The sequence below is a fragment of the Mesorhizobium subarcticum genome, from assembly GCF_055456085.1.
In genome coordinates, this window is sequence record NZ_CM144237.1 from 955,258 (window position 1) to 977,385 (window position 22,128).

The window sequence follows — 22,128 nt, forward strand, 5'->3', positions numbered from 1 at the left end:
CGCGGCGCGAAATGGGAAGTCGCTTTACACACACGCGCCAAGTGTGGCGCTTAATCGTTGTCCACCCGGCCGCGCAGCTTCTTGATCGTGCCGCGTCCGGCCTTGCTCTTCAGTCGCCGCTCCACCGCACCTTTCGTCGGCCGGGTCTTCTTGCGCGGCGGTGGTGGTGGCTCCGCGGCCTTGGCGACGAGTGCTGTCAGTCTTGCCCGGGCGTCGGCCCGGTTCTGTTCCTGGGTGCGAAAGCGCCCGGCCTCGATGACGATGACGCCGTCCTTGGTGGCGCGCTGGCCGGCAAGCTTGATCGTGCGCTCGCGAACACGTTCCGACAGGCCGGCCGCGTTGGCCGCGTCGAAGCGCAGCTGCACCGCGGTCGCCACCTTGTTGACGTTCTGGCCGCCGGGACCCGACGAGCGGATGAAATCCTCGTGCAGGTCGCCCGGGTGGATCACGGCCTCGCCTGAAATGATGATGTCGTCGTCGATGGGCATGGCGCAGTCATGGCGCGGCGGCATCAAAAGAAAAGGCCCGATCGAAATCGGGCCTTCACTGGTGCCGAGCGGTTTGACTGCTACTCCGCCGCTTCCTGCATGCGGGGCGCCGCACCCATGACGGTTGCATCGACATGCGGCTCGAACTTCTCGAAATTGACCGCGAACATGCCGACCAGCCGTGCCGCCTGGCGGTCATAGGCTGCCTTGTCGGCCCAGGTCGAGCGCGGGTCGAGAATGGCGCTGTCGACGCCAGGCACGGCCACAGGCACTTCGAAGCCGAAATTGGCGTCGCGGCGGAAGGCGCCTGTCTTCAACGAGCCGTCGAGGGCGGCGGCAAGCAAGGCGCGTGTCGCCTTGATCGGCATGCGCTTGCCGATGCCGTAGGCGCCGCCGGTCCAGCCGGTGTTGACCAGCCAGCAATCGGCGCCATGCAGTGCGATGAGTTCGCGCAGCAGATTGCCGTACTCCGACGGGTGGCGCGGCATGAATGGCGCGCCGAAGCAGGTCGAGAACGTCGCCTCGGGCTCGGTGACGCCCTTTTCGGTTCCGGCAACCTTGGCCGTGTAGCCGGACAGGAAATGATACATCGCCTGCGCCGGGGTCAGCCGCGCGATCGGCGGCATCACGCCGAAGGCATCGGCCGTCAGCATGATGATGTTCCTGGGATGACTGGCGCGCCCGGTCTTCGAGGCATTGGGGATGAAGTCGAGTGGGTAGGCGCAGCGTGTGTTTTCGGTCAGCCTTCCGTCGTTGAAATCCGGTACGCCATCTGCGTCGAGCACGACATTTTCCAACACCGTGCCGAAACGCTGCGTGGTGGCAAAGATTTCCGGCTCGGCTTCCGCCGACAGCTTGATCGTCTTGGCGTAGCAGCCACCCTCGAAATTGAAGATGCCGTGCGGGCCCCAACCATGCTCGTCATCGCCGATCAGCGTGCGCGACGGATCGGCCGACAGCGTCGTCTTGCCGGTTCCGGAAAGGCCGAAGAAGATGGCGGCGTCACCTGCCGGCCCCTCATTGGCCGAGCAATGCATCGGCATCACGCCCTTTTCCGGCAGGAGATAGTTGAGCATGGTGAACACCGACTTCTTCATCTCGCCGGCATAGGAGGTGCCGCCGATCAGCACGATCTTGCGGGTGAGATCGACGGCGATCACCGTCTCGGTGCGGCTGCCGTGGCGGGCCGGATCGGCGCGGAAGGACGGCAGGTCGATGATCGTCATCTCAGCCACGAACTGCTCGAGTTCAGCCTGGTCGGGGCGGATGAGCAGGTTGCGGATGAACAGTGAGTGCCAGGCAAATTCGGTGATTACGCGCGTGGGCAGCTTCAGTTCCGCATCGGCGCCGCCGACCAGGTCCTGCACGTAGAGATCCTTGTCCACGGCGTGGGCAAGAAAATCGGCGAACAGCGTCTCGAACTGGGCCGGCGAAATCGCCTTGTTGTTGTCCCACCAGACATGTGGCTCGGTGGCACCGTCGCGGACGACGAACTTGTCCTTGGGCGAGCGGCCTGTATGCTGGCCGGTCTCGGCCACCAGCGCGCCATGCGCGGTCAGTCGGGCTTCGCCACACCGGATCGCCTCCTCGTAAAGGGCGGCCGCGCCGAAATTGTAGCGCACCACACCGGTGGTTTTCAGGCCGATACGATCGATCGGGCAAGCAGGATTGCGTTTGCCGACTTCCGACATTGGTGTCCCTTCTTCGATTTTCCGCATCTTTGCCGGCGCGTTTCCGGCACGCCCACTACGCAGGCTGACATGGTCAGAACCAGAAAAGCCAAATGATATCAAATCATTAATCGATTTAAATATTTTGAAAGTTGTTTAAATCGTTTATATATGCGAAAAGTTTCACGGTTGCCCAAAGGATTGGCGATGTTCGTTCGTCCAATCCATGTCGAGGTTGAATTGTGGCCGGCGGCACCCCGCGCGTGACAGCGGACAAGGCCTATGCCACATTTTGTACCTAATTTGTCCTGCAAAAGCCCCTTCTCTACGAAAGAAGGGACAGCTCATGAGGGAGCCGCTTGAAATGGCAACAATCGCGCTTGTCGATGACGACCGCAACATTCTGACGTCTGTGTCGATAGCCCTGGAATCCGAGGGGTATCGCGTCGAGACCTACACGGATGGTGCGTCCGCGCTGGAAGGCCTGGCGGCACGTCCGCCGAATCTTGCCATTCTCGACATCAAGATGCCGCGCATGGACGGCATGGAGCTTTTGCGCCGGATGCGCCAGAAGTCCGACCTGCCGGTGATCTTCCTGACCTCCAAGGACGACGAGATCGATGAATTGTTCGGCCTCAAGATGGGCGCCGACGATTTCATCCGCAAACCATTCTCGCAGCGCCTGCTGGTCGAGCGGGTGCGCGCGGTGCTGCGCCGGGCCAGTGCCCGTGAGGCAGCCGCCAAGACGCCCAGCCAACAGGCCCGTTCGCTCGAGCGCGGCCAGCTTGTCATGGACCAGGAGCGCCACACCTGCACCTGGAAGGGCGAGCCGGTGACGCTCACCGTCACCGAATTCCTGATCCTGCATTCGCTGGCGCAGCGCCCCGGTGTCGTAAAAAGCCGTGATGCGTTGATGGATTCGGCCTATGATGAGCAGGTCTATGTCGATGACCGCACGATCGACAGCCACATCAAGCGGTTGCGCAAGAAGTTCAAGGCTGTCGACGACGACTTCGAGATGATCGAAACCCTTTACGGAGTCGGATATCGGTTCCGCGAAGCGTAATTTGATGTATGTCGCCCATAAGCGGTCCCGGGTCTGGGGCCGCGACATGCGTCAAACCACGGATTAGGCGGGAGCTGCTATTCGATGGCAGTGGAAGCACAGCGAACACGACCGACGGGCGCCGCCAGGCGGCCGTCGCGCATCATGCCGTCCTTCGTGTCGAAAATCACGGTGCCGATGCGCCGCTTCCTCGGCCACCACATCTTTTCCAGCCTGACGCGGCGCATCCTCTTCCTCAACCTCGCTGGTCTGGCCGTCCTGGTCACCGGCATCCTCTATCTCAACACCTTCCGCGACGGGCTGATCGACGCCCGCGTCGAAAGCCTGATGACGCAGGGCGAGATCATCGCCGGCGCGATCGCGGCTTCGGCAACGGTCGAAACCGATTCGATCAGCATCGACCCGGAGAAGCTGCTTGAGCTGCAGGCCGGCGAGAGCTTGGGACCAGGCTCGGACCAGCTCGACAATCTCGATTTTCCGATCAATCCCGAGCGTGTCGCACCGGTGCTGCGGCGACTGATCTCGCCGACGCGCACGCGAGCCCGCATCTATGACCGCGACGCCAACCTGCTGCTCGATTCCCGCCACCTCTATTCGCGCGGCCAGATCCTGCGCTATGATCTGCCGCCGGTCGACGAGGAAGAGCCCGACCTTATCGAGCGCGTGCAGAAGTTCATCTTCGACTTCTTCCGCAACACCGACCTGCCGGTCTATCACGAGCAGCCAGGCGGTAACGGCGCGGCCTTCCCGGAAGTGGTCAAGGCACTGACAGGCAGCCCGTCGACCATCGTGCGCGTCTCGGAACAGGGCGAGCAGATCGTTTCGGTGGCGGTGCCGATCCAGCGCTTCCGCGCCGTCCTCGGCGTGCTGATGCTGTCGACGGAAGGCGGTGACATCGACAAGATCGTTGCCGCCGAGCGCAAGGCGATCCTGCGCGTCTTTGGCATCGCGGCCCTCGTCACCGCCATCCTGTCGATGCTTCTGGCCTCGACCATCGCCAACCCGCTGCGCCGGCTCTCCGCCGCGGCGGTCCGGGTCAGGCGCGGCGTCAAGAGCCGTGAGGAAATCCCCGACTTTTCCGACCGCCAGGACGAGATCGGCAATCTGTCGATCGCCGTGCGCGACATGACCAACGCGCTCTACGCCCGCATCGAGGCGATCGAAAGCTTCGCCGCCGATGTTTCCCATGAATTGAAGAACCCGCTGACCTCGCTGCGCAGCGCGGTGGAAACCCTGCCGCTGGCCAAGAACGACAATTCGCGCAGCCGGCTGATGGAGATTATCCAGCACGACGTCAAACGGCTGGACCGCCTCATCACCGACATCTCCGACGCCTCCCGGCTCGACGCCGAGCTCGCGCGGGAGGATGCAGGCACGGTCGACCTGAAGAAATTCATCACCGACCTTGTCGCCGTGTCGCGTGAGGCCACGCGCAACAAGAAGGCGGTCGAGATCGAACTTAAGGTCGCCAAGCTGCCGCAGGGCGTCAAAGGCTATGTCGTCGTCGGCCATGACCTGCGCATCGGCCAGGTCGTCACCAATTTGATCGAGAATGCCCGTTCCTTCGTTCCCGACGACCATGGCCACATCAGCCTGTCTCTGGCGCGCGCCGGCAAGTTCAACATCCTGACCGTCGACGACAATGGCCCCGGCATCCGCGCCGACAACATCGACCGCATCTTCGAACGCTTCTACACCGACCGGCCGGCCGGCGAGGCGTTCGGCCAGAATTCGGGCCTTGGCCTGTCCATATCCAGGCAGATCGTCGAGGCCCATGGCGGCACGCTGACCGCCGAAAACATTCCGGGCACCAAGCTCGGCGAGATCAAGGGCGCGCGCTTCGTCGTGACGCTGCCGGCCGAAGCATGAGGCCGGCTTCGCCACACACGATCCCCAGAGATGACCGGCCCGATCGTGCAGGCTGAAAACATTCATGCAACGGCGATCCTCATCGGCGAGCGTGGCATTCTCGTCAGCGGCGCATCCGGTTCAGGCAAGACGACGCTCGCGCTGACGCTCATCGACCATGGACGCCAGCGCGGATTGTTTTCGCGGCTGGTCGGCGACGATCAGCTTTTCGTCGCGGCGCATGCCGGGCGCCTGGTGTGCCGCGCTCCCGCCACGATAGAAGGTCTCGCCGAAGTGCGGGGGCTCGGGCCACGGAAGCTGCCGTTCGAAGCGGCCTGCGTCATCGACCTGCATGTGCGCCTGCTGCCGGCCGGTGAAATCGCACGCTTCCAGGAGGACACCAGCGACGACATTGCCGGCTGCGCGGTGCCAAGGATCGATCTGGCCGAGCGCAATGTCCAGGCTGCCTTGCCGGCCGTGATGGCGCGGCTGTCGATCCCGCCTTTTCTATGATCCGCCCCGGATTTTTTGCTGCAATGCGTCAAAATGGCATGGGCCGGCGCAATTTTGGGCTTGTCAACGGGCCGCGCGTCGACAAGATAGCGCTCCCGCCGCCTGGAATGGTTGGCGAGCATAAAATACGCCTGTGAAGCGGCGATGACGGGAGCCACCAAAGAATGATCGGACTCGTGCTTGTAACGCACGGTCAACTGGCCACCGAGTTCCGACATGCCGTCGAACATGTCGTCGGGCCACAAGACAATTTCGAAACCGTGGCGATCGGTGCCGATGACGATATGGAGCAGCGTCGCCGCGACATCGTCGACGCCGTGGCCCGTGTCGATACGGGGACTGGCGTCATCGTGCTGACCGACATGTTCGGCGGCACGCCGTCGAATCTCGCCATCTCGGTGATGGAGTCCGGCCGCACCGAGGTTATCGCCGGCATGAACCTGCCGATGCTGATCAAGCTGTCCTCGATCCGCAAGGGCGACAACATGGCGGCCGCGCTTGACGAGGCGCAGGCCGCCGGCCGCAAATACATCAACGTCGCCAGCCAGCTTCTGAGCAGCAAATGAGCGCGCTATCCCCGGAAAAGGACCAGATCGCCAAAGATCAGATCACCAGGGAGTTTCCGATCGTCAACCAGCGCGGCCTGCATGCACGCGCCTCGGCGAAATTCGTCCAGCTCGCCAGCGGCTTCGATGCCGCGGTGCATGTCGAGAAGGACGGCGTCAAGGTCGGCGGCACGTCGATCATGGGCCTGATGATGCTGGCCGCAAGCCCGGGCTACTCGATCCGCGTCACCGCCAGCGGACCGGAGGCGCTCGAGGTCATGGACGCGCTGGAGCAGCTTGTCGCCTCCCGCTTCGGCGAGGAATGCTGATCTCCTAAAGCTCATCGCGTCGAAACGGATTCATGCGACGCGCTTTTGGTTTTGTTTTTATGCATGTCGTTATCCCAAAACCGAGGTCACTTTTGGGCGACATGCATTAGACCGCCCAAGCATGCCCGAGAGACATGCAGGGATAAAGATTTCTTTATATCCCATTGTCGTCTCGACACCGATCTGCTAGTCAGGCCGGCAATTCGCGCCCTTCGACGCGCCGACCGGCGCGGGCGCATCCGCAACCAATTCGCACGCACAACAATTCGTAGGGAGACTGCCATGACGGGTAGCAAGGACTATGTGGTCGCCGACATCTCGCTTGCCGGCTGGGGCCGCAAGGAACTCGATATCGCCGAAACCGAAATGCCGGGCCTGATGGCCTGCCGCGAGGAATTCGGCACCAAGAAGCCGCTCAAGGGCGCGCGCATCACCGGCTCGCTGCACATGACCATCCAGACGGCCGTGCTGATCGAGACGCTGAAGGAGCTCGGCGCCGATATCCGCTGGGCTTCCTGCAACATCTTCTCGACCCAGGATCACGCCGCCGCGGCCATCGCCGAGGCCGGCATTCCGGTCTTCGCCGTCAAGGGCGAGAGCCTCGAACAGTACTGGGACTACACCGACCGCATCTTCCAGTGGACCGATGGCGGCCTCTCCAACATGATCCTCGACGATGGCGGCGACGCCACCATGTACATCCTGATCGGCGCCCGCGCGGAGGCCGGCGAGGACGTGCTGTCCAATCCGCAGAGCGAGGAAGAGGAATATTTCTACGCCCAGGTCAAGAAGCGCCTGAAGGCCTCGCCCGGCTTCTTCACCAAGCAGAAGGCAGCGATCCGCGGCGTCACCGAAGAGACGACCACCGGCGTCAACCGGCTTTACCAGTTGCAGAAGAAGGGCCTGCTGCCCTTCCCCGCCATCAACGTCAACGATTCGGTCACCAAGTCGAAATTCGACAACAAATATGGCTGCAAGGAATCGCTGGTCGACGGCATCCGTCGCGGCACCGACACGATGATGGCCGGCAAGGTTGCGGTCGTCTGCGGTTATGGCGACGTCGGCAAGGGCTCGTCGGCCTCGCTCAAGGGCGCCGGCGCCCGCGTCAAGGTCACCGAAGTCGACCCGATCTGCGCCCTGCAGGCGGCGATGGACGGCTTTGAAGTGGTCACGCTGGAAGACGCGGCCCCGACCGCCGACATCGTCATCACCACCACCGGCAACAAGGATGTCGTCACCCTCGACCATATGCGCTCGATGAAGGACATGGTGATCGTCGGCAATATCGGCCACTTCGACAACGAGATCCAGGTCGCCTCGCTGCGCAATCTGAAATGGACCAACGTCAAGCCGCAGGTCGACATGATCACCTTCCCGGACGGCAAGCGGATGATCCTCTTGTCGGAAGGCCGCCTGCTCAATCTCGGCAACGCCACCGGCCATCCGAGCTTCGTCATGTCGGCATCCTTCACCAACCAGGTGCTGGCCCAGATCGAGCTGTTCACCAAGGGTGAGCAGTACCAGAACCAGGTCTATGTCCTGCCCAAGCATCTCGATGAGAAGGTCGCCCGGCTGCACCTCGACAAGCTTGGCGCCCGCCTGACCGAATTGTCGGGTGAACAGGCCGCCTATATCGGCGTCACTCAGCAGGGTCCGTTCAAGCCGGAACACTACCGCTATTAACCAAAGCTAGATTTACTACCAGATATTGAAGCCGGGCGATTGACTTTTCGCCCGGCTTTATTTTTGCGCGCAATCGCCTTCACGGCGATTCGGCGAGGGTTTATTGTCAGGTGATTCGCGACGCTTCCGGCCCGAGAGGGGATCAGAGAGGCGCGTATCAGGGCGGTCTTGCATTCAGGCGGCGGAGAGGACCAAGACATGCCGGGGCAAAACCCGCACGGAGCGGGATCGGCCGTTTCCGGCGGCCATGACGATTCGGGGACCATACAGTCAGCCACCGAGGGCGGGCGCCTTTCATGGCGTGCCCGCGCGGGCCTGTTCCTGGCCAGTTCCGCGCTGTCCTATCCGTTGGCCAGCGCCGTCGCGCATGCCGAGAACGCCGCTGTCGCGACCGCCGGCCTGTCGATCAGCACAGTCGAGGTCATGCAGCTCGCCGTGTTCGTCGGCGTGACGGGCGCGGCGCTTTTGTCTGCCATCGTTCTCATCCGTGAACGCGCCCGCACCTCGGCGGAAAATGTCGAGTTGAGAAGCCGCGTCGCCGATGTCAACGCGGCGCTGCGCCGTTCGGAAGCACTGCTCAATCTGCGCGACCAGCGGGTGATCGTCTGGGCCTCGGAAAACAAGAAGCCCGAACTCATCGGTACATTGCCGGTCGAAAGCGGCGCGCCAGAGGAGCGGGCGGCGTTCCTCGCCTTCGGCCGCTGGCTGATGCCGCGCTCGGCGGCGGCGCTCGAACATGCCGTTGCGGGCTTGCGCGAGAAGGCCAGGCCCTTCGACCTCGTCATCGAATCGCAGGCCGGCGCGCCGCTCGAAGTGCATGGCCGCAAGAGCGCCGCGCATATACTGGTGCGGTTTGTCTCGCTTTCCGAGACGCAGCGCAGCCAGGCCCGGCTGAAGATCGAGAACCAACGGCTGGCCGCCGACCATGACACGATGATCGGCCTGCTCGAGGCGCTGAAGATGCCGGCATGGCTGCGCGACGAGCACGGTCGCCTGAAATGGGTCAACCGAGCCTATGCCGACGCGGTCGAAGCCGAGAACGCGGAAGCCGCCGTGCGCGACGCCAAGGAGTTCCTTGGCGGCCAGGCGCGTGAAGCAATCGCCACCCAGCACAAATCGCACCCGATCTTCGAGCAGTCGCTTTCCACGGTGATCGAAGGCGACCGCCGTGTATTCGCGGTGACCGACTTTGCCGGCGCCGACGGTTCGGCCGGCCTTGCCTGCGACACCAGCGCCATCGAGACCATTCGCGGCGAATATGAGCGCACGGTGCGCAGCCACGCCGACACGCTCGACCAGCTCAACACCGCGGTCGCCATCTTCGACACCGACGAGAAGCTGCGCTTTTTCAACCAGGCGTTCCAGAAACTGTGGGGTCTGGACAGCGGCTTCCTGCACAGTGCACCTGACAACGCGCTTTTGCTCGACCGGCTGCGCAGCGAAGGCAAGATCGCCGAACAGCCTGAATGGCGTCGCTGGAAGGAAGGCCTGCTCGGCGCTTACCGCGCGGTGGAATCGCAGGAGCACTGGTGGCATCTGCCCGACGGCAAGACCATCCGCGTCGTCGCCAATCCGCAGCCCAAGGGCGGCGTGACCTGGGTGTTCGAGAACCTGACCGAAAAGATGGACCTGGAAAGCCGCTATCGCACGGCGGTGCGCGTCCAGGGCGAAACGCTCGACAACCTCGCTGAAGGCGTGGCGGTGTTCGGCCCCGACGGCCGGCTGCGGCTGTCGAACCCGGCCTTTGCCACGCTGTGGGGCCTGGGCGGCGAGGCCGCCAAGCCGAATGTGCACGTCTCGACGATCCGTGATCTTAGCGACCGGCAAGCGGTCGACAGCCCCTGGCCCGGCTTCGTCGCCGCCATCACCGGCTTCGACGACGAGCGCCGCGAGCGTCACGGCCAGACCGAGCTCAACAACGGCACGGTGCTGCGCTACGCCGTGATTCCGCTGCCCAACGGGCAAGTGATGATGACCTTCGTCGACGTCACCGACAGCGTGCATGTCCAACGCGCCCTGAAGGACAAGAACGAGGCGCTGGAGAAGTCGGACCAGCTCAAGAACGATTTCGTCCAGCACGTGTCCTATGAGCTGCGCTCGCCGCTGACCAACATCATCGGCTTCACCGAACTGCTTTCCGTGCCCGCAACCGGACCGCTCACTCAAAAGCAGCGCGAATATGTCGAGCATGTCAGCTCGTCCTCCTCGGTGCTTTTGACCATCGTCAACGATATACTCGACCTCGCGACGGTCGACGCCGGGATCATGCAGCTCGACATTTCCGAGGTGCAGGTCGACCGCACCATCGCGGCCGCCGCCGAGCTGGTTGCCGACCGGCTGCAGGAGCATTCGATCCGTCTCGAGGTCGACGCCGCGGCGGCGCCGAAGACGTTCCACGGCGACGAGACCCGCATCCGCCAGATCCTCTACAATCTGCTCAGCAATGCCGCCAATTACGCGCCGGAAGCCAGCACCATCCGGCTCACCTGCCGCCAGTTGGCAAACGGGGTGGAATTCTCGGTCCACGACGATGGTCCCGGCATGCCGCCGGATGTGCTGGATTCGGTGTTCCGCCGGTTCGAACCGCGTACCAATGGCGGTCGCCGGCGCGGCGCCGGCCTCGGCCTGTCGATCGTCAAGAGCTTCGTCGAACTGCATGGTGGCAACGTTCGCATCGAAACCGGCAAGGACAAGGGCACGACCGTCATCTGCACCTTCCCCGACATGCCGGGCATCCGCGCCGCAGCCGAGTAGCGCGCTCGATGACGGGTTTGGTGATCGAGCGTCTGCTCGCCGATGAGACACAGACAGCGAGGCTGGGCGAGGATCTGGCGCTGGCGTTGCGCGCCGGCGACGTGCTGGCGCTCAAGGGCGATCTCGGCGCCGGCAAGTCGACGCTCGCACGCGCCCTGATCCGGACGCTGGCCGACGATGCCGGTCTCGACGTGCCGAGCCCGACCTTCACCTTGGTGCAGAGCTACGACACCCGCATTCCAGTGCATCATTTCGACCTCTACCGCCTGTCGTCGGCGAGCGAACTCGACGAGCTCGGCTTCGACGAAGCGCTGACGCAAGGCGCTGCCCTGGTCGAATGGCCCGAGCGCGCCGAAGCCTATTTGCCGAAGACGACGCTCTTGATCGAACTCTTCGAGCATGGCGAGGGCCGGCTGGCGCGTCTCTCGGGGCAAGGAGTGACCTTCGACCGCGCGGCGCGATCGCTGGCCATGCGCGGTTTTCTAAGAGATGCCGGCTGGGGCGAGGCTCAGCGGCGCTATTTCATCGGCGACGCCTCCGCCCGCTCCTATGAGATCGTGACGCTCGCTGGCCAAGAGCCGCGTGTGCTGATGAACTCGCCGCGACTTGTGCTCGGCCCACCCGTGCGCGACGGCAAGCCCTACGCCGTGATTGCCCACACCGCCCAATCGGTCTCCGCCTTCGTCGCCATCGACCATGCCTTGAAGGCCGGCGGTGTCAGCGTTCCCACTATCCATGCCGAGGATCAGGACCAAGGCTTCCTGCTCATCGAACATCTCGGTTCCGAAGGGTTTCTCGGTGGGGATGGCGAACCGCTGGCCGAGCGCTATGCGGCGGCGGCCGAGCTGCTGGCCATGATGCATGGCAAGACCTGGCCGCAGCGTCTGCAAGCCGGACCGGGCAGCTTCCACGAGGTGCCGCCTTTCGACCGCGACGCGATGATGATCGAGGCCGATTTGCTGGTCGACTGGTATGTGCCGGCGATATCGGGTGGCCCGGCCAGCGACGAATTGCGCACCGGCTACGCGAGGGAATGGAACGCGCTTTTCGACCGGTTGAAAGGCGGCGAACCTACGCTGATGCTGCGTGACTTCCATTCGCCCAACATCATCTGGCGCGGTGACCGCTCCGGCCATGACCGGCTGGGCATCGTCGATTTCCAGGATGCGCTGATCGGGCCTTCAGCCTATGATGTCGCTTCACTGGCCATGGATGCCCGCGTCACCATCTCGCCCGGGATCGAGAAGCAGACGCTGGATGCCTATGTCACGGCGCGCCATGCAGCGGGTGCCTTCGACGAAGCGGTTTTCCTCGAAGCCTATGCAATCATGGCCGCGCAGCGCAATTCCAAGATCCTCGGCATTTTCGTGCGGCTCGAAAAGCGTGATGGCAAACCCTATTATCTCAGACACCTGCCGCGCATCCGCGACTATCTGCGCCGGGCGCTGTCCCACCCGGCGCTCGCCAGCCTGCGGGATTTCTACAACGCGCACGGGCTGCTTGAGGAACGAACGCTGTGACAGCAAGACCGGACACTGCCATTGTGCCCAGAACTGCAATCGTACTCGCCGCCGGGCTCGGCAAGCGCATGCGGCCGATCACCGACACCATCCCCAAGCCGTTGGTCCGGATCGCCGGCAAGACGCTGCTCGACTGGGGCCTAGACAGCCTCGCCGCGGCAGGCGTCACCAAGGCCGTGGTCAACGTCCACTACCTTCCCGAACAGATCGTCGCCCATGTCACGGCGCGCCGCGCGCCGCGCATCATCATTTCCGATGAAAGCGACCGGCTGCTCGATTCGGCAGGCGGTATCGTCAAGGCGTTGCCGGAACTGGGTCAACAGCCGTTCTACATCCTCAACGCCGACACCTTCTGGATCGACCACGGTCCGCTCAATCTTGGCAGCCTCGCCCTTGCATGGGACGCCGCGAAAATGGATATTCTGCTGATGCTGGCGGATCTCCATCAGGCGACAGGACATTGCGGCTCCACCGATTTCCTGGTGGCGCCGGACGGTGCCTTGCGACGCTCAAAAGGCGATCCGGCCGGCCTGATCTATGCCGGCGCGGCGATCATCCATCCGCGCCTGTTCAAGGGCGCGCCGGCGGAACCGCATTCGCTCAACGCCTATTTCGACACGGCAATAGCCGCCGGCCGCCTGTTCGGCATGAAGATGCAGGGCCACTGGATCACCGTCGGCACACCCGATGCCATCCCGCTGGCGGAAGCAGCCGTCGCCGGCGCACTAGCCGAGATGCAATGAGCGGCTCAAGCCGCGTTTTCTCGATCCCCCCCGGAGCGCCGTTTCTGCCGACGCTGGCCGAGGCGCTGCTTGCCGGCCGTCTTGTCCCCGGGTTTCGTTTCGACGGCGATCCGCTCGCTCTCGCCGATGTTACCATCTATGTGCCGACGCGCCGCGCCGCGCGCGCCTTGCGTGGTGTCTTCGTCGACAGTTTGAAGGAACGTGGCGGCGGCGGTTCGGCGATCCTGCCGGTCATCCGCCCGCTCGGCGAATTCGACGAGGATGAAGCCCTGTTCGAGGCCGAGCCGGCGGCGGCGATCGATCTTGCACCGCCGATCTCCGCAACCGAACGCCTGTTGCTGCTGACGCCGCTGGTGCGCGCGTGGAAACGCCGGCTGCCGGAGCATGTGGCGAAGCTTTTCGCGGAGGAAATCGTCATCCCCGCCTCCACTGCCGATGCGATCTGGCTGGCGCGCGACCTTGCCGAGCTGATGGACGAGATCGAGACGGAAGGCACCGACTGGGCAAAGCTTGCAGGCCTGGTGACCGGCAACCTTGCCGGATGGTGGCAGGTGACACTCGAATTTCTCGGCATCGTCACCGAGGCCTGGCCGAAATTCCTGATCGAGAGTGACCGCTCCAATCCGGCCGCGCACCGCAGCGCGCTGATCCGCACCGAGGCGGCGCGGCTGAGGCGCAATCCACCGGCCGGACCGGTCATCGCTGCCGGCTCGACGGGCTCCATCCCTGCCACGGCCGAACTGCTTGCCGCGATCGCCCGCTTGCCCCACGGCGCCATCGTGCTGCCCGGGCTCGACCAGACGCTGGACGAAGCATCCTTCCAGGCACTCATCGCCCCCGGCGCGCGCCCGGCCGTACTCGGCCACCCGCAATATGGCCTGGCCAGACTGATCGGCAAGATCGGCGTGCTGCGCTCAGATGTTGAAGAGATCGGCGTGCCCGGGCCGCACCTTGCACTTCGCGCGGCGCTTGTCGGCGAGGCGCTGCGGCCGGCCGAAACCACCGAATTGTGGGCTGAAACGCGCAACGGGTTTTCGGCGCCTGATATTGCCGGTGCCTTCGCCGATGTGACGTTGCTTGAGGCGGCCAGCGAACGCGACGAGGCCGTCGCCATCGCGGTTGCGCTGAAGCAGGCTGTCGAACAGCCCGGCCAAAGGGCAGCTCTCGTCACCAGCGACCGTGCGCTGGCACGGCGCGTCTGCGTCGAACTCCAGCGCTTCGGCGTCGTTGCCGACGATTCCGGCGGTACGCCCCTCGCCAACAGCCCGGCGGCCAGCCTGCTTCGGCTGGCGCTCGAAGCGCTGTTCCGGCCAGGCGATCCGGTCGGCCTGCTGTCGCTGCTCAAGCATCCGCTGCTCGGTCTCGGCCTTGAGCGCGCCGATGTGCGCAACGCGGCGGCACTGGTCGAACTTATGGCGCTGCGCGGCGGCACCGGTCGCCCCGACATCGTTTCGCTGCCGGAACTATTTGAGGCTCGCCTCACTGGACTGAGCGATGACAGCCGGCCGCCCTTCTGGTTTTCCCGGCTGACCGTGCGCTCCATCGACGATGCTCGCGACCTGCTCGCACGCCTGACAGAAGCACTGGCGCCGCTCTCGGCCTTTCGCGGCGAGGCGGATGCCGATCTTGCCGCGCTGGTCAAAGCCAGCGTCGTGTCCTTGGAAAATCTCGGCCGTTCCGCCGATGGCGGCCTGGGCGAACTCTATGCCGGCGATGCCGGCGAAAAGCTTGCCGAATTGTTGCGCGGGCTGGTTGCGGCATCGGCATCGCTGTCGTTCGCGGTGAGCGAATGGCCCGATGTGATGGACGCGCTGATCGCGCCCGAAACGGTCAAGCCGGCGCAAGGCACCGACCGCAACATCGCCATCTGGGGCGCGCTGGAGGCGCGGCTGCTGGACGTCGACACGCTGGTCATCGGTGGGCTCAACGAGGGTGTCTGGCCGCGCAAGCCGGAGAGCGACCGCTTCATGTCGCGGCTGATGAAGACCGGCATCGATCTCGAGCCGCCCGAACGGCGCATTGGCCTCGCCGCGCATGACTTTCAGATGGCGATGGGCGCGAGACATGTCGTGCTTGCCCGCTCGGCGCGTTCCGGCGACGCGCCCGCCGTGCCGTCACGCTGGCTGCAGCGCCTGCTCACCTTCATCGGCACCGACCAGGCGTCGGCTTTGCGCCGGCGCGGCAACGAATTGCTGGCCTGGGCGCGCGCGCTCGATACCGGGCCGAAGCAGGATTTCGCGCCGCGACCGCAGCCGAAACCGCCATTGGCGGTGCGCCCGACGCATTTCTCGGTCACCGAGATCGAGACCTTGCGCCGTGATCCCTACGCCGTCTACGCAAGGCGAATCCTCGGCCTGCTGCCGCTCGACCCGCTGATCCGCGACCCTGGTGCTGCCGAACGCGGCACGCTGTTTCACGCCATCCTGCATCTGTTCTCGTCCGAGGTGGCCGATCCGCGTGCGCCGGACGCGCTGACCAGTCTCATTGCCGCCGGCCGCACCTGCTTTGCCGAAGCCGCGCTTCCTGCCGATGTCGAGGCCGTATGGTGGCCACGCTTCGAAAAACTCGCCGCCAACATCATCGAATGGGAGCGCACGCGTGCCGACGCGGTGGTCGAGCGGCATGCCGAGGAGCGGGCGGGGAAGACCGTGGTTGGCCAGTCCGGCGTCACGCTGTCCGGTTATGCCGACCGCGTCGACCTGCTGGCAGGCGGCATGGCCGATATACTAGACTACAAGACCGGCTCCTCGCCCTCCAAGGCGCAGGCGCACACGCTGCTGGCGCCGCAGCTGGCGCTGGAAGGCGCACTGCTGCGGCGTGGCGCCTTCAAGGATTTGGGCGCGCGTGAACCGTCGCAACTGGCGTTCGTGCGGCTGAAGCCGAATGGCGAGGTTTTCGAAGAGTCCATCCTCGAACACAACCGCCAGCCGCGAACCGCCGCCGATCTTGCCGAAGAGGCCTGGGCACGGCTGGAAAAGCTTTTGATCCACTATGCCGATCCGGCGACCGGATATCTGTCGCGCGCGCTGCCGTTTCGCGAGGGCGAAACGGATGGTGACTACGACCATCTCGCCCGCGTGCTCGAATGGTCAGCCGGCGGCGATGCCGGGGACGAGGGAGGGGAGGCATGACGAAGGCCTATCCCATCCCGAGCGACACCGCGAACAGCCAGGCCCGCGCCGCCGATCCGCAAAATTCCGCCTGGGTGTCGGCCAATGCCGGCTCCGGCAAGACCCATGTGCTGGCCCAGCGCGTCATCCGGCTGCTGCTCAACGGCACCGACCCGTCGAAGATCCTGTGCCTGACCTATACGCGCGCCGCCGCCGCCAACATGTCGAACCGGGTCTTTTCCACGCTGTCCGATTGGACGGTTCTCGGCGACATCGAGCTTTCGGCAAAGGTCGAGGCACTGGAGGGACGCCGGCCAGACCGCGACACCATGCGCCGGGCGCGGCGCCTGTTCGCCGAGGCGCTGGAAACACCCGGCGGGCTGAAGATCCAGACCATCCACGCCTTCTGCGAATCGGTGCTGCACCAGTTCCCGCTGGAAGCCAACATCCCCGCCCATTTCGAGCTGCTCGACAGCCAGATGGAGGCCTCGCTCTTTGCATCAGCGCGCCGTGAGATGATCTCCGGCACGGCAGCCGGCAACGCGGATCTGGCAGACGCCTTCGCCGCTGTGCTGGAGCGTGGCGGCGAAGCCGGTCTCGATGCGTTGCTCGGCGAGATCGTGCGCAAGCGCGACGGGTTGCGTGATTTCCTCGATGCCGTCGGACGTGACGGCTTCCAGCCACTGTTCGATGAATTCCATTTCCGCCCCGGCCAGACCGCCGATGGGATAGCGGCGTCGGCATGGCCGCTGCCGGGCTTTCTGCCCGACTATTTTGCCGGCTTCGCCCAGGCCGCCGAATCCACCGACGCCAGATCGGTGCTGAACAACATCCTGCCCTATGCGCGTCAGGCTGTCGCCGAGAGCGACCCCGTTCGCCGCCTGCAATTGCTCGCAAGGGCCTTCCTCAAGACGGACGGCGATCCCTACGACCCGGCAAAGGCCTTCAAGAAAGCACTCACCGACCGCTTGCCGGATCTGGCCGAGCGCTATCTCTCGGCATCGAGTGCCATCATCGAAACCGTCGACCGGCTGGCGCTGTTCCGCATGCTGGAAGGCACGGCTGCTGCGCTGACCATCGCCGACTGGCTGATCGCCCGCTACGAAGTGCTGAAGCGCAGCCGCGGCTTTCTCGACTTCAACGATCTGATCACCCGCACGGTCAACCTTCTGGCGCGGCCCGATGCCGGTCCCTGGGTGCAGTACAAACTCGACCAGGGCATCGACCACATCCTGCTCGACGAGGCGCAGGATACCAGTCCGGATCAATGGGAAGTGGTGAAGCGGCTGGCGGAGGAATTCTTTGCCGGTTTTGGCGCACGCGATCGTGTCCATCGTACCGTCTTCGCCGTCGGCGACGAAAAGCAGTCGATCTATTCCTTCCAGGGCGCGGCCCCGGATTCCTTCGCCGACAGCCGGCTGTTGTTTGCCGGACGGGTGCGCGATGCCGAAGCGTCATTCGCCGACCTCAAGCTGACCTGGTCGTTCCGTTCGACCGACGATGTGCTGGCCGCTGTCGACCGCGTCTTTGCCGACCCAATCGTGCGGCGTGGCATCAGCCACGATCCCGATCCGCTGAGCCACAGGGCGATCCGCACCGATGCGCCGGGCTATGTCGAGGTCTGGCCGTCGATCGGCACTGAAGCCGTCGACGAGCCCGACGATTGGACGAAATCCATCGACCACGCCCATGCGCCGGCGGTGCGGGTTGCCGAAAATGTGGCGGCGACAATTGCCGGCTGGATCGGCAAGGGCGAGATCATCGAAGGTCGCGGCAAGCGGCTGCGGCCGGGCGACGTGTTGGTGCTGGTGCGCAAGCGCGATAGTTTTGTCCATGCCCTGACCCGCGCCCTCAAGCGCCGCGACATTCCGGTCGCCGGCGCCGACCGGCTCAGCCTGCCCGGCCATATCGCGGTCAAGGATCTGATCGCGCTCGGCCATCTCCTCATCCAGCCGCAGGACGATCTGTCGCTCGCCGCCGTGCTGCGCAGCCCGATCTTCGACCTGCCGGAGGAGACGCTGTTCGCGCTTGCCGCGCAAAGGCCGCCCGGTATGTCGCTGGCCGCATCGCTGCGCCAGCATGCCGGTGACGACGAAGTCCTCGCAAAGGTTGTCGCCCAGCTTGACGTCTGGACAAACGAGGCCGCCTTCCAGCCGGTGTTCGAGTTCTATGCCGGCCTGCTGGCGCGTGATGGCGTGCGCCGGAAAATGATCGCGCGGCTCGGGCCCGAAGCCGGTGACATTCTCGACGAATTCCTCAGCTTCTGCCTTGCAGAGGAACGGACCGGCCTGCCCGGGCTGGAAGCCTTCCTGTCGACGCTGGAGAATGCCGGCCCCGAGATCAAGCGCGAGATGGACCAGACCCGCGACGAGGTCCGCGTCATGACCGTGCACGCCGCCAAGGGCCTGGAAGCGCCGGTGGTGTTCCTGGTCGATGGCGGCTCCGCCCCGTTCAGCGACCAGCATCTGCCGCGGCTGATGCCCTTCAAGGGCTCGGGTAGCTACTGGGAGGGCAAGGGCTATCTCTGGCGTTCGGCCAGCGATGTCGCCAACGGCTTCTCGAAGGCAGCAGCAGCGCGGGCAAGGGAACTCGCCGACGACGAATACCGTCGGCTGCTCTATGTCGGCATGACCCGCGCCGAGGACCGGCTGATCGTCTGCGGCTATCACGGCAAGCGGGCGCCGAATGCCGGCACCTGGCATTCGATCGTCAGCCGCGCGCTGATCGGTACGCCGGAAAGCGAGCAGCGCCCGCACCCCGCCAGCGGCGAGCCGGTGCATCGTTTCCACGTCACCAAATTGCCGCCGGTCGCGCCAAGCACCAGTGAGCAGGCGCGGCAGGCCGACGCTTTCGGGCCGTTGCCGGCGACCCTGTTCCGGCCTTTGCCGCCCTTCGAGGACCTGCCGCGACCGTTGTCGCCCTCCGGCGCCTCGGCACTTATCGACGAAGGCAAGGAAGCGGTGGTCGACAAGGCTTCGCCGGTGCTGGATGCCGATACAGAACCAGGTTTTGCGGTGCTGCGCGGGCTGGCCCTGCACAAATTGCTGCAGATGCTGCCCGGCATTGCCGAGAATGAGCGCGAAGGCGCAGCCTCGCGTTATCTCGCGCGAACAGGTGCCGGATGGCCGCCGTCAGAGCGGGAAAAGGCCCTGGCATCGGTTATCGCCATTCTTGCCGACCCTGACCTCGGCCAGTTGTTCGCACCGTCGTCGCGCGCCGAGGTGGCCATCATGGGCAGCCTGGACGTGAGAGGGAAAAAACGCTCGATTTCCGGCAAGATCGACCGGCTGGCGGTGACAGCGGATAAGATCTCGATCGTCGACTACAAGACCAACCGGCCGGCGCCAGCCTCTCTGGCCGATGTCCCGCCGGCCTATCTGCTACAGCTGGCGCTCTATCGTGCGCTGTTGCAGCCGCTCTATCCCGGGCGCGAGGTCAAGGCGGCTCTGCTGTTCACCGAAGCGCCGCGGCTGATCGAACTGCCGGCCGGGGCCATGGATGACGCCCTTGCCCGACTCACGGGAGCGTGACACAAGACCTGCTTGAAGAAGGGCCAGACAACCACCACATTTGGTGCGACAAAGAACTCTCGAAAGGATTTTCCGGATGGGTGCCACCGTCAAGGTTGACAAGAACAATTTTCAGGCCGACGTGCTCGACGCCAACGTGCCGGTCGTGGTGGATTTCTGGGCGGAATGGTGCGGACCGTGCAAGATGATCGCGCCGTCGCTCGAAGACATCGCCACTGAACTCGGCGCCAAGGTCAAGATCGCCAAGCTCAACATCGACGAAAATCCCGAGCTTGCCGCGCAGTTCGGTGTGCGCTCGATCCCGACGCTGATGATCTTCAAGGGCGGCGAAATGGCCGACATGAAGGTCGGTGCGGCGCCGAAGACGGCACTGTCGCACTGGATCAACGGCAACCTTTGATCGGCCTGAGATCCTGATATCGAGCCCGGCCAATCGCGCCGGGCTTTTTGTTGGCGTCATCGCTGGGTCGCTCTGGCCCTCACATCAGGGCGTTCCATGTCTTCTGCTGGAGCAGAAACAGGGAGAACGCCATGACCGGATCCGCCAAAGCCACCGTCTTTATCGACAATGATCGCGTTATCGTCACCGAGTACCGCTTCCAGCCCGGCGAGAACACCGGCTGGCACCGCCATGGCCACGACTATGTCGTGGTGCCGCTGATGGACGGCAAGCTCAAGCTGGTGACCAAGGACGGCGAAACCTTCGCCGAGATGAAGAAAGGCGTGCCTTATTTCCGCAAGGAGGGCGTCGAACACGACGTCATCAGTGCCAATGAGGGCGAATATGCTTTTATCGAGATCGAGCTGAAGTAAGGTCGTCCGGCCGACCTCACGTCGGCGGCGTGCCGTTCTCGGCCAACACCGCGCCGACGAAGTAAAGCGATCCGCCGATCAGGATCCGCGGCGGCGGACCGTCCCAGGTATCGCGCAACAGCATCAGCGCGCTGGCGACGGAACTCACCGGTTCGGCCGTCAGCCCAGCTTCCGTCGCGCGGATCGCCAGTTCGTCGTTCGGCACGCCGGCTTCGCTCATGCTCACCGGCACGGTGTAGACATGCCGGGCCAGGCCCTTGAAGGCACGGAAATAGCCGCTCTGGTCCTTGGTGTTGATCATGCCGGAGATGAGGAACAGCGGGCGCGGGTTCCTTTCCTCCTGCTCGGCCAACGCCTCGGCAACAACCACGCCGGCGCCCGGATTGTGGCCACCGTCGAGCCAGATGTCGGCGCCCTTCGGCGCCAAATCCACCAGTCTGCCTTGTGACAGCTTCTGCATGCGACCGGGCCAGGCGACATTGGTCATTGCCTTCTCGGCGGCGCGATGGCTGATCTCGAAGCCGGCAGCCTTCACGGCTGCGATCGCTGCGGCCGCATTGGCGAATTGGTGGCGCCCGGGCAGGCGTGGCGGCGGCAAGTCCATCAGACCGTCTTCGTCTTGGTAGACCATGCGGCCGTTTTCCTCGAAGGCAAGGAAATCCTGGCCATAGACGAAGGTCGGGCACTCCAGCCGCTCGGCGGTCTCGATCAGCACCTGCAGCGCCGTGTCGCTTTCCTGGGCGCCGATCACCACTGGACAGCCGCGCTTCATGATGCCGGCCTTTTCGACGGCGATCAGTTCGACTCGGTCGCCGAGATAGGCTTCGTGGTCGAGCGACACCGGCATGATCACCGACACCGCCGGCCTGGCGATAACATTGGTGGCGTCCAGACGGCCGCCGAGACCGACCTCGATGATCGCGGCCGCCGCCGGATGTTCGGAAAACAGGATGAAGGTGACAGCGGAGAGGATTTCGAAGACCGTGATCTTCTGACCGCCGTTGGCCTTGGCGACGCGGGCTATAGCTTCGGCGAACACCTTGTCGTCGACCAGCCTGCCGCCACCTTCGGCGGCCAGCCTATAGCGCTCGGCCCAGTTCACCAGATGCGGCGAGGTGTGGACATGGACAAGGTGGCCGGCGGCTTCGAGCAGCGCGCGCGAAAAGGCGGCGCAGGAGCCCTTGCCGTTGGTGCCGGCAATATGGATGACGGGCGGCAGCAAGTCCTGCGGATTGCCAAGCCGTTCCAGAAGCCGCGTGATGCGGTCGAGCGAAAGGTCGAAGCCTTTCGGGTGAAGCGCCATCAGGGCTTCGATTTCGCGGTCGGCGGCGAGCGTTGTCATGACAAAATCCTCGCGCATGGCCCGAGAGCCAGAATCGCTCCCGGACTGGCCATGGCAATCAAAAGGCTACAGCGCGCCATGCAGGTGGCGCAATCGCCGTTCGCGGCGGGCAAAGTCGTGTTTTGTGCATGTCGTTTTCCCGAAACCGAGGCCACTTTTGGGCAACATGCACAA

Annotated in this window: 16 protein-coding genes; 13 read left to right on the top strand and 3 right to left on the bottom strand. The window is 64.4% G+C overall.

Annotation, left to right across the window (positions count from 1 at the left end; genetic code table 11):
* Positions 1 to 50 precede the first annotated feature (50 nt).
* A complete protein-coding gene (gene arfB / locus ACZYHG_RS04380; protein ID WP_464612703.1) occupies positions 51 to 488 on the bottom strand; it encodes an alternative ribosome rescue aminoacyl-tRNA hydrolase ArfB in 438 nt (145 codons plus the stop codon).
* An 80-nt stretch (positions 489 to 568) separates the two neighbouring features.
* The gene (locus ACZYHG_RS04385) at positions 569 to 2,179 is read right to left on the bottom strand and encodes a phosphoenolpyruvate carboxykinase (protein WP_464612704.1); all 1,611 of its coding nucleotides are present in this window, start codon (positions 2,177 to 2,179) and stop codon (positions 569 to 571) included.
* A 343-nt stretch (positions 2,180 to 2,522) separates the two neighbouring features.
* Here ACZYHG_RS04385 and ACZYHG_RS04390 point away from each other — a divergent pair, with 343 nt between their 5' ends.
* The 13 genes from ACZYHG_RS04390 (at position 2,523) to ACZYHG_RS04450 (ending at position 20,612) form a co-directional block, all read left to right on the top strand.
* A complete protein-coding gene (locus ACZYHG_RS04390) occupies positions 2,523 to 3,224 on the top strand; it encodes a response regulator transcription factor (RefSeq protein WP_013528337.1) in 702 nt (233 codons plus the stop codon).
* Between the two features lie 84 nt (positions 3,225 to 3,308).
* Positions 3,309 to 5,093 (top strand): stimulus-sensing domain-containing protein, encoded by a 1,785-nt coding sequence (locus ACZYHG_RS04395; protein WP_464612705.1) that lies wholly within the window; start codon positions 3,309 to 3,311, stop codon positions 5,091 to 5,093.
* A gap of 30 nt (positions 5,094 to 5,123) precedes the next feature.
* On the top strand, positions 5,124 to 5,585 hold the full coding sequence (locus ACZYHG_RS04400; RefSeq protein WP_464612706.1) for an HPr kinase/phosphorylase: 462 nt from the start codon (positions 5,124 to 5,126) through the stop codon (positions 5,583 to 5,585).
* A gap of 164 nt (positions 5,586 to 5,749) precedes the next feature.
* Positions 5,750 to 6,151: a PTS sugar transporter subunit IIA gene (locus ACZYHG_RS04405; protein ID WP_027032585.1), complete on the top strand. Its 402-nt coding sequence runs from the start codon at positions 5,750 to 5,752 to the stop codon at positions 6,149 to 6,151.
* Positions 6,148 to 6,459, top strand: coding sequence for an HPr family phosphocarrier protein (locus ACZYHG_RS04410; RefSeq protein ID WP_464612707.1), 312 nt, complete (start codon positions 6,148 to 6,150; stop codon positions 6,457 to 6,459). Before ACZYHG_RS04405 ends, ACZYHG_RS04410 begins: the two co-directional genes overlap by 4 nt.
* 282 nt (positions 6,460 to 6,741) lie before the next feature.
* Entirely contained in the window at positions 6,742 to 8,142 is a 1,401-nt protein-coding gene (gene ahcY / locus ACZYHG_RS04415; RefSeq protein WP_464612708.1) for an adenosylhomocysteinase, read from the top strand.
* 198 nt (positions 8,143 to 8,340) lie between these two features.
* The gene (locus tag ACZYHG_RS04420; RefSeq protein WP_464612709.1) at positions 8,341 to 10,896 is read left to right on the top strand and encodes a sensor histidine kinase; all 2,556 of its coding nucleotides are present in this window, start codon (positions 8,341 to 8,343) and stop codon (positions 10,894 to 10,896) included.
* An 8-nt stretch (positions 10,897 to 10,904) separates the two neighbouring features.
* Positions 10,905 to 12,416, top strand: coding sequence for a tRNA (adenosine(37)-N6)-threonylcarbamoyltransferase complex ATPase subunit type 1 TsaE (gene tsaE / locus ACZYHG_RS04425; RefSeq protein WP_464612710.1), 1,512 nt, complete (start codon positions 10,905 to 10,907; stop codon positions 12,414 to 12,416).
* Positions 12,417 to 12,439: 23 nt separating this feature from the next.
* A complete protein-coding gene (locus ACZYHG_RS04430) occupies positions 12,440 to 13,159 on the top strand; it encodes a nucleotidyltransferase family protein (RefSeq protein WP_464612711.1) in 720 nt (239 codons plus the stop codon).
* The gene (gene addB / locus ACZYHG_RS04435) at positions 13,156 to 16,290 is read left to right on the top strand and encodes a double-strand break repair protein AddB (protein WP_464612712.1); all 3,135 of its coding nucleotides are present in this window, start codon (positions 13,156 to 13,158) and stop codon (positions 16,288 to 16,290) included. Before ACZYHG_RS04430 ends, addB begins: the two co-directional genes overlap by 4 nt.
* On the top strand, positions 16,287 to 19,799 hold the full coding sequence (gene addA, locus ACZYHG_RS04440) for a double-strand break repair helicase AddA (RefSeq protein ID WP_464612713.1): 3,513 nt from the start codon (positions 16,287 to 16,289) through the stop codon (positions 19,797 to 19,799). The genes addB and addA overlap by 4 nt, the downstream gene beginning before the upstream one ends.
* Before the next feature lie 76 nt (positions 19,800 to 19,875).
* Positions 19,876 to 20,199, top strand: a complete 324-nt coding sequence (trxA, locus tag ACZYHG_RS04445; RefSeq protein WP_464612714.1) for a thioredoxin — start codon at positions 19,876 to 19,878, stop codon at positions 20,197 to 20,199.
* 131 nt (positions 20,200 to 20,330) lie between these two features.
* Entirely contained in the window at positions 20,331 to 20,612 is a 282-nt protein-coding gene (locus ACZYHG_RS04450; RefSeq protein WP_464612715.1) for a cupin domain-containing protein, read from the top strand.
* A gap of 16 nt (positions 20,613 to 20,628) precedes the next feature.
* On the opposite strand, the gene ACZYHG_RS04455 is transcribed toward ACZYHG_RS04450, so the two are convergent.
* On the bottom strand, positions 20,629 to 21,954 hold the full coding sequence (locus tag ACZYHG_RS04455) for a bifunctional folylpolyglutamate synthase/dihydrofolate synthase (protein WP_464612716.1): 1,326 nt from the start codon (positions 21,952 to 21,954) through the stop codon (positions 20,629 to 20,631).
* Positions 21,955 to 22,128: the final 174 nt, after the last annotated feature.

What these genes read in the sequence shown, in the direction of transcription:
- arfB (WP_464612703.1), bottom strand. Translation starts at nt 488, where the DNA reads ATGCCCATCGACGACGACATCATCATTTCAGGCGAGGCCGTGATCCAC.
- ACZYHG_RS04385 (WP_464612704.1), bottom strand. Translation starts at nt 2,179, where the DNA reads ATGTCGGAAGTCGGCAAACGCAATCCTGCTTGCCCGATCGATCGTATC.
- ACZYHG_RS04390 (WP_013528337.1), top strand. Translation starts at nt 2,523, where the DNA reads ATGGCAACAATCGCGCTTGTCGATGACGACCGCAACATTCTGACGTCT.
- ACZYHG_RS04395 (WP_464612705.1), top strand. Translation starts at nt 3,309, where the DNA reads ATGGCAGTGGAAGCACAGCGAACACGACCGACGGGCGCCGCCAGGCGG.
- ACZYHG_RS04400 (WP_464612706.1), top strand. Translation starts at nt 5,124, where the DNA reads ATGACCGGCCCGATCGTGCAGGCTGAAAACATTCATGCAACGGCGATC.
- ACZYHG_RS04405 (WP_027032585.1), top strand. Translation starts at nt 5,750, where the DNA reads ATGATCGGACTCGTGCTTGTAACGCACGGTCAACTGGCCACCGAGTTC.
- ACZYHG_RS04410 (WP_464612707.1), top strand. Translation starts at nt 6,148, where the DNA reads ATGAGCGCGCTATCCCCGGAAAAGGACCAGATCGCCAAAGATCAGATC.
- ahcY (WP_464612708.1), top strand. Translation starts at nt 6,742, where the DNA reads ATGACGGGTAGCAAGGACTATGTGGTCGCCGACATCTCGCTTGCCGGC.
- ACZYHG_RS04420 (WP_464612709.1), top strand. Translation starts at nt 8,341, where the DNA reads ATGCCGGGGCAAAACCCGCACGGAGCGGGATCGGCCGTTTCCGGCGGC.
- tsaE (WP_464612710.1), top strand. Translation starts at nt 10,905, where the DNA reads ATGACGGGTTTGGTGATCGAGCGTCTGCTCGCCGATGAGACACAGACA.
- addB (WP_464612712.1), top strand. Translation starts at nt 13,156, where the DNA reads ATGAGCGGCTCAAGCCGCGTTTTCTCGATCCCCCCCGGAGCGCCGTTT.
- addA (WP_464612713.1), top strand. Translation starts at nt 16,287, where the DNA reads ATGACGAAGGCCTATCCCATCCCGAGCGACACCGCGAACAGCCAGGCC.
- trxA (WP_464612714.1), top strand. Translation starts at nt 19,876, where the DNA reads ATGGGTGCCACCGTCAAGGTTGACAAGAACAATTTTCAGGCCGACGTG.
- ACZYHG_RS04450 (WP_464612715.1), top strand. Translation starts at nt 20,331, where the DNA reads ATGACCGGATCCGCCAAAGCCACCGTCTTTATCGACAATGATCGCGTT.
- ACZYHG_RS04455 (WP_464612716.1), bottom strand. Translation starts at nt 21,954, where the DNA reads ATGACAACGCTCGCCGCCGACCGCGAAATCGAAGCCCTGATGGCGCTT.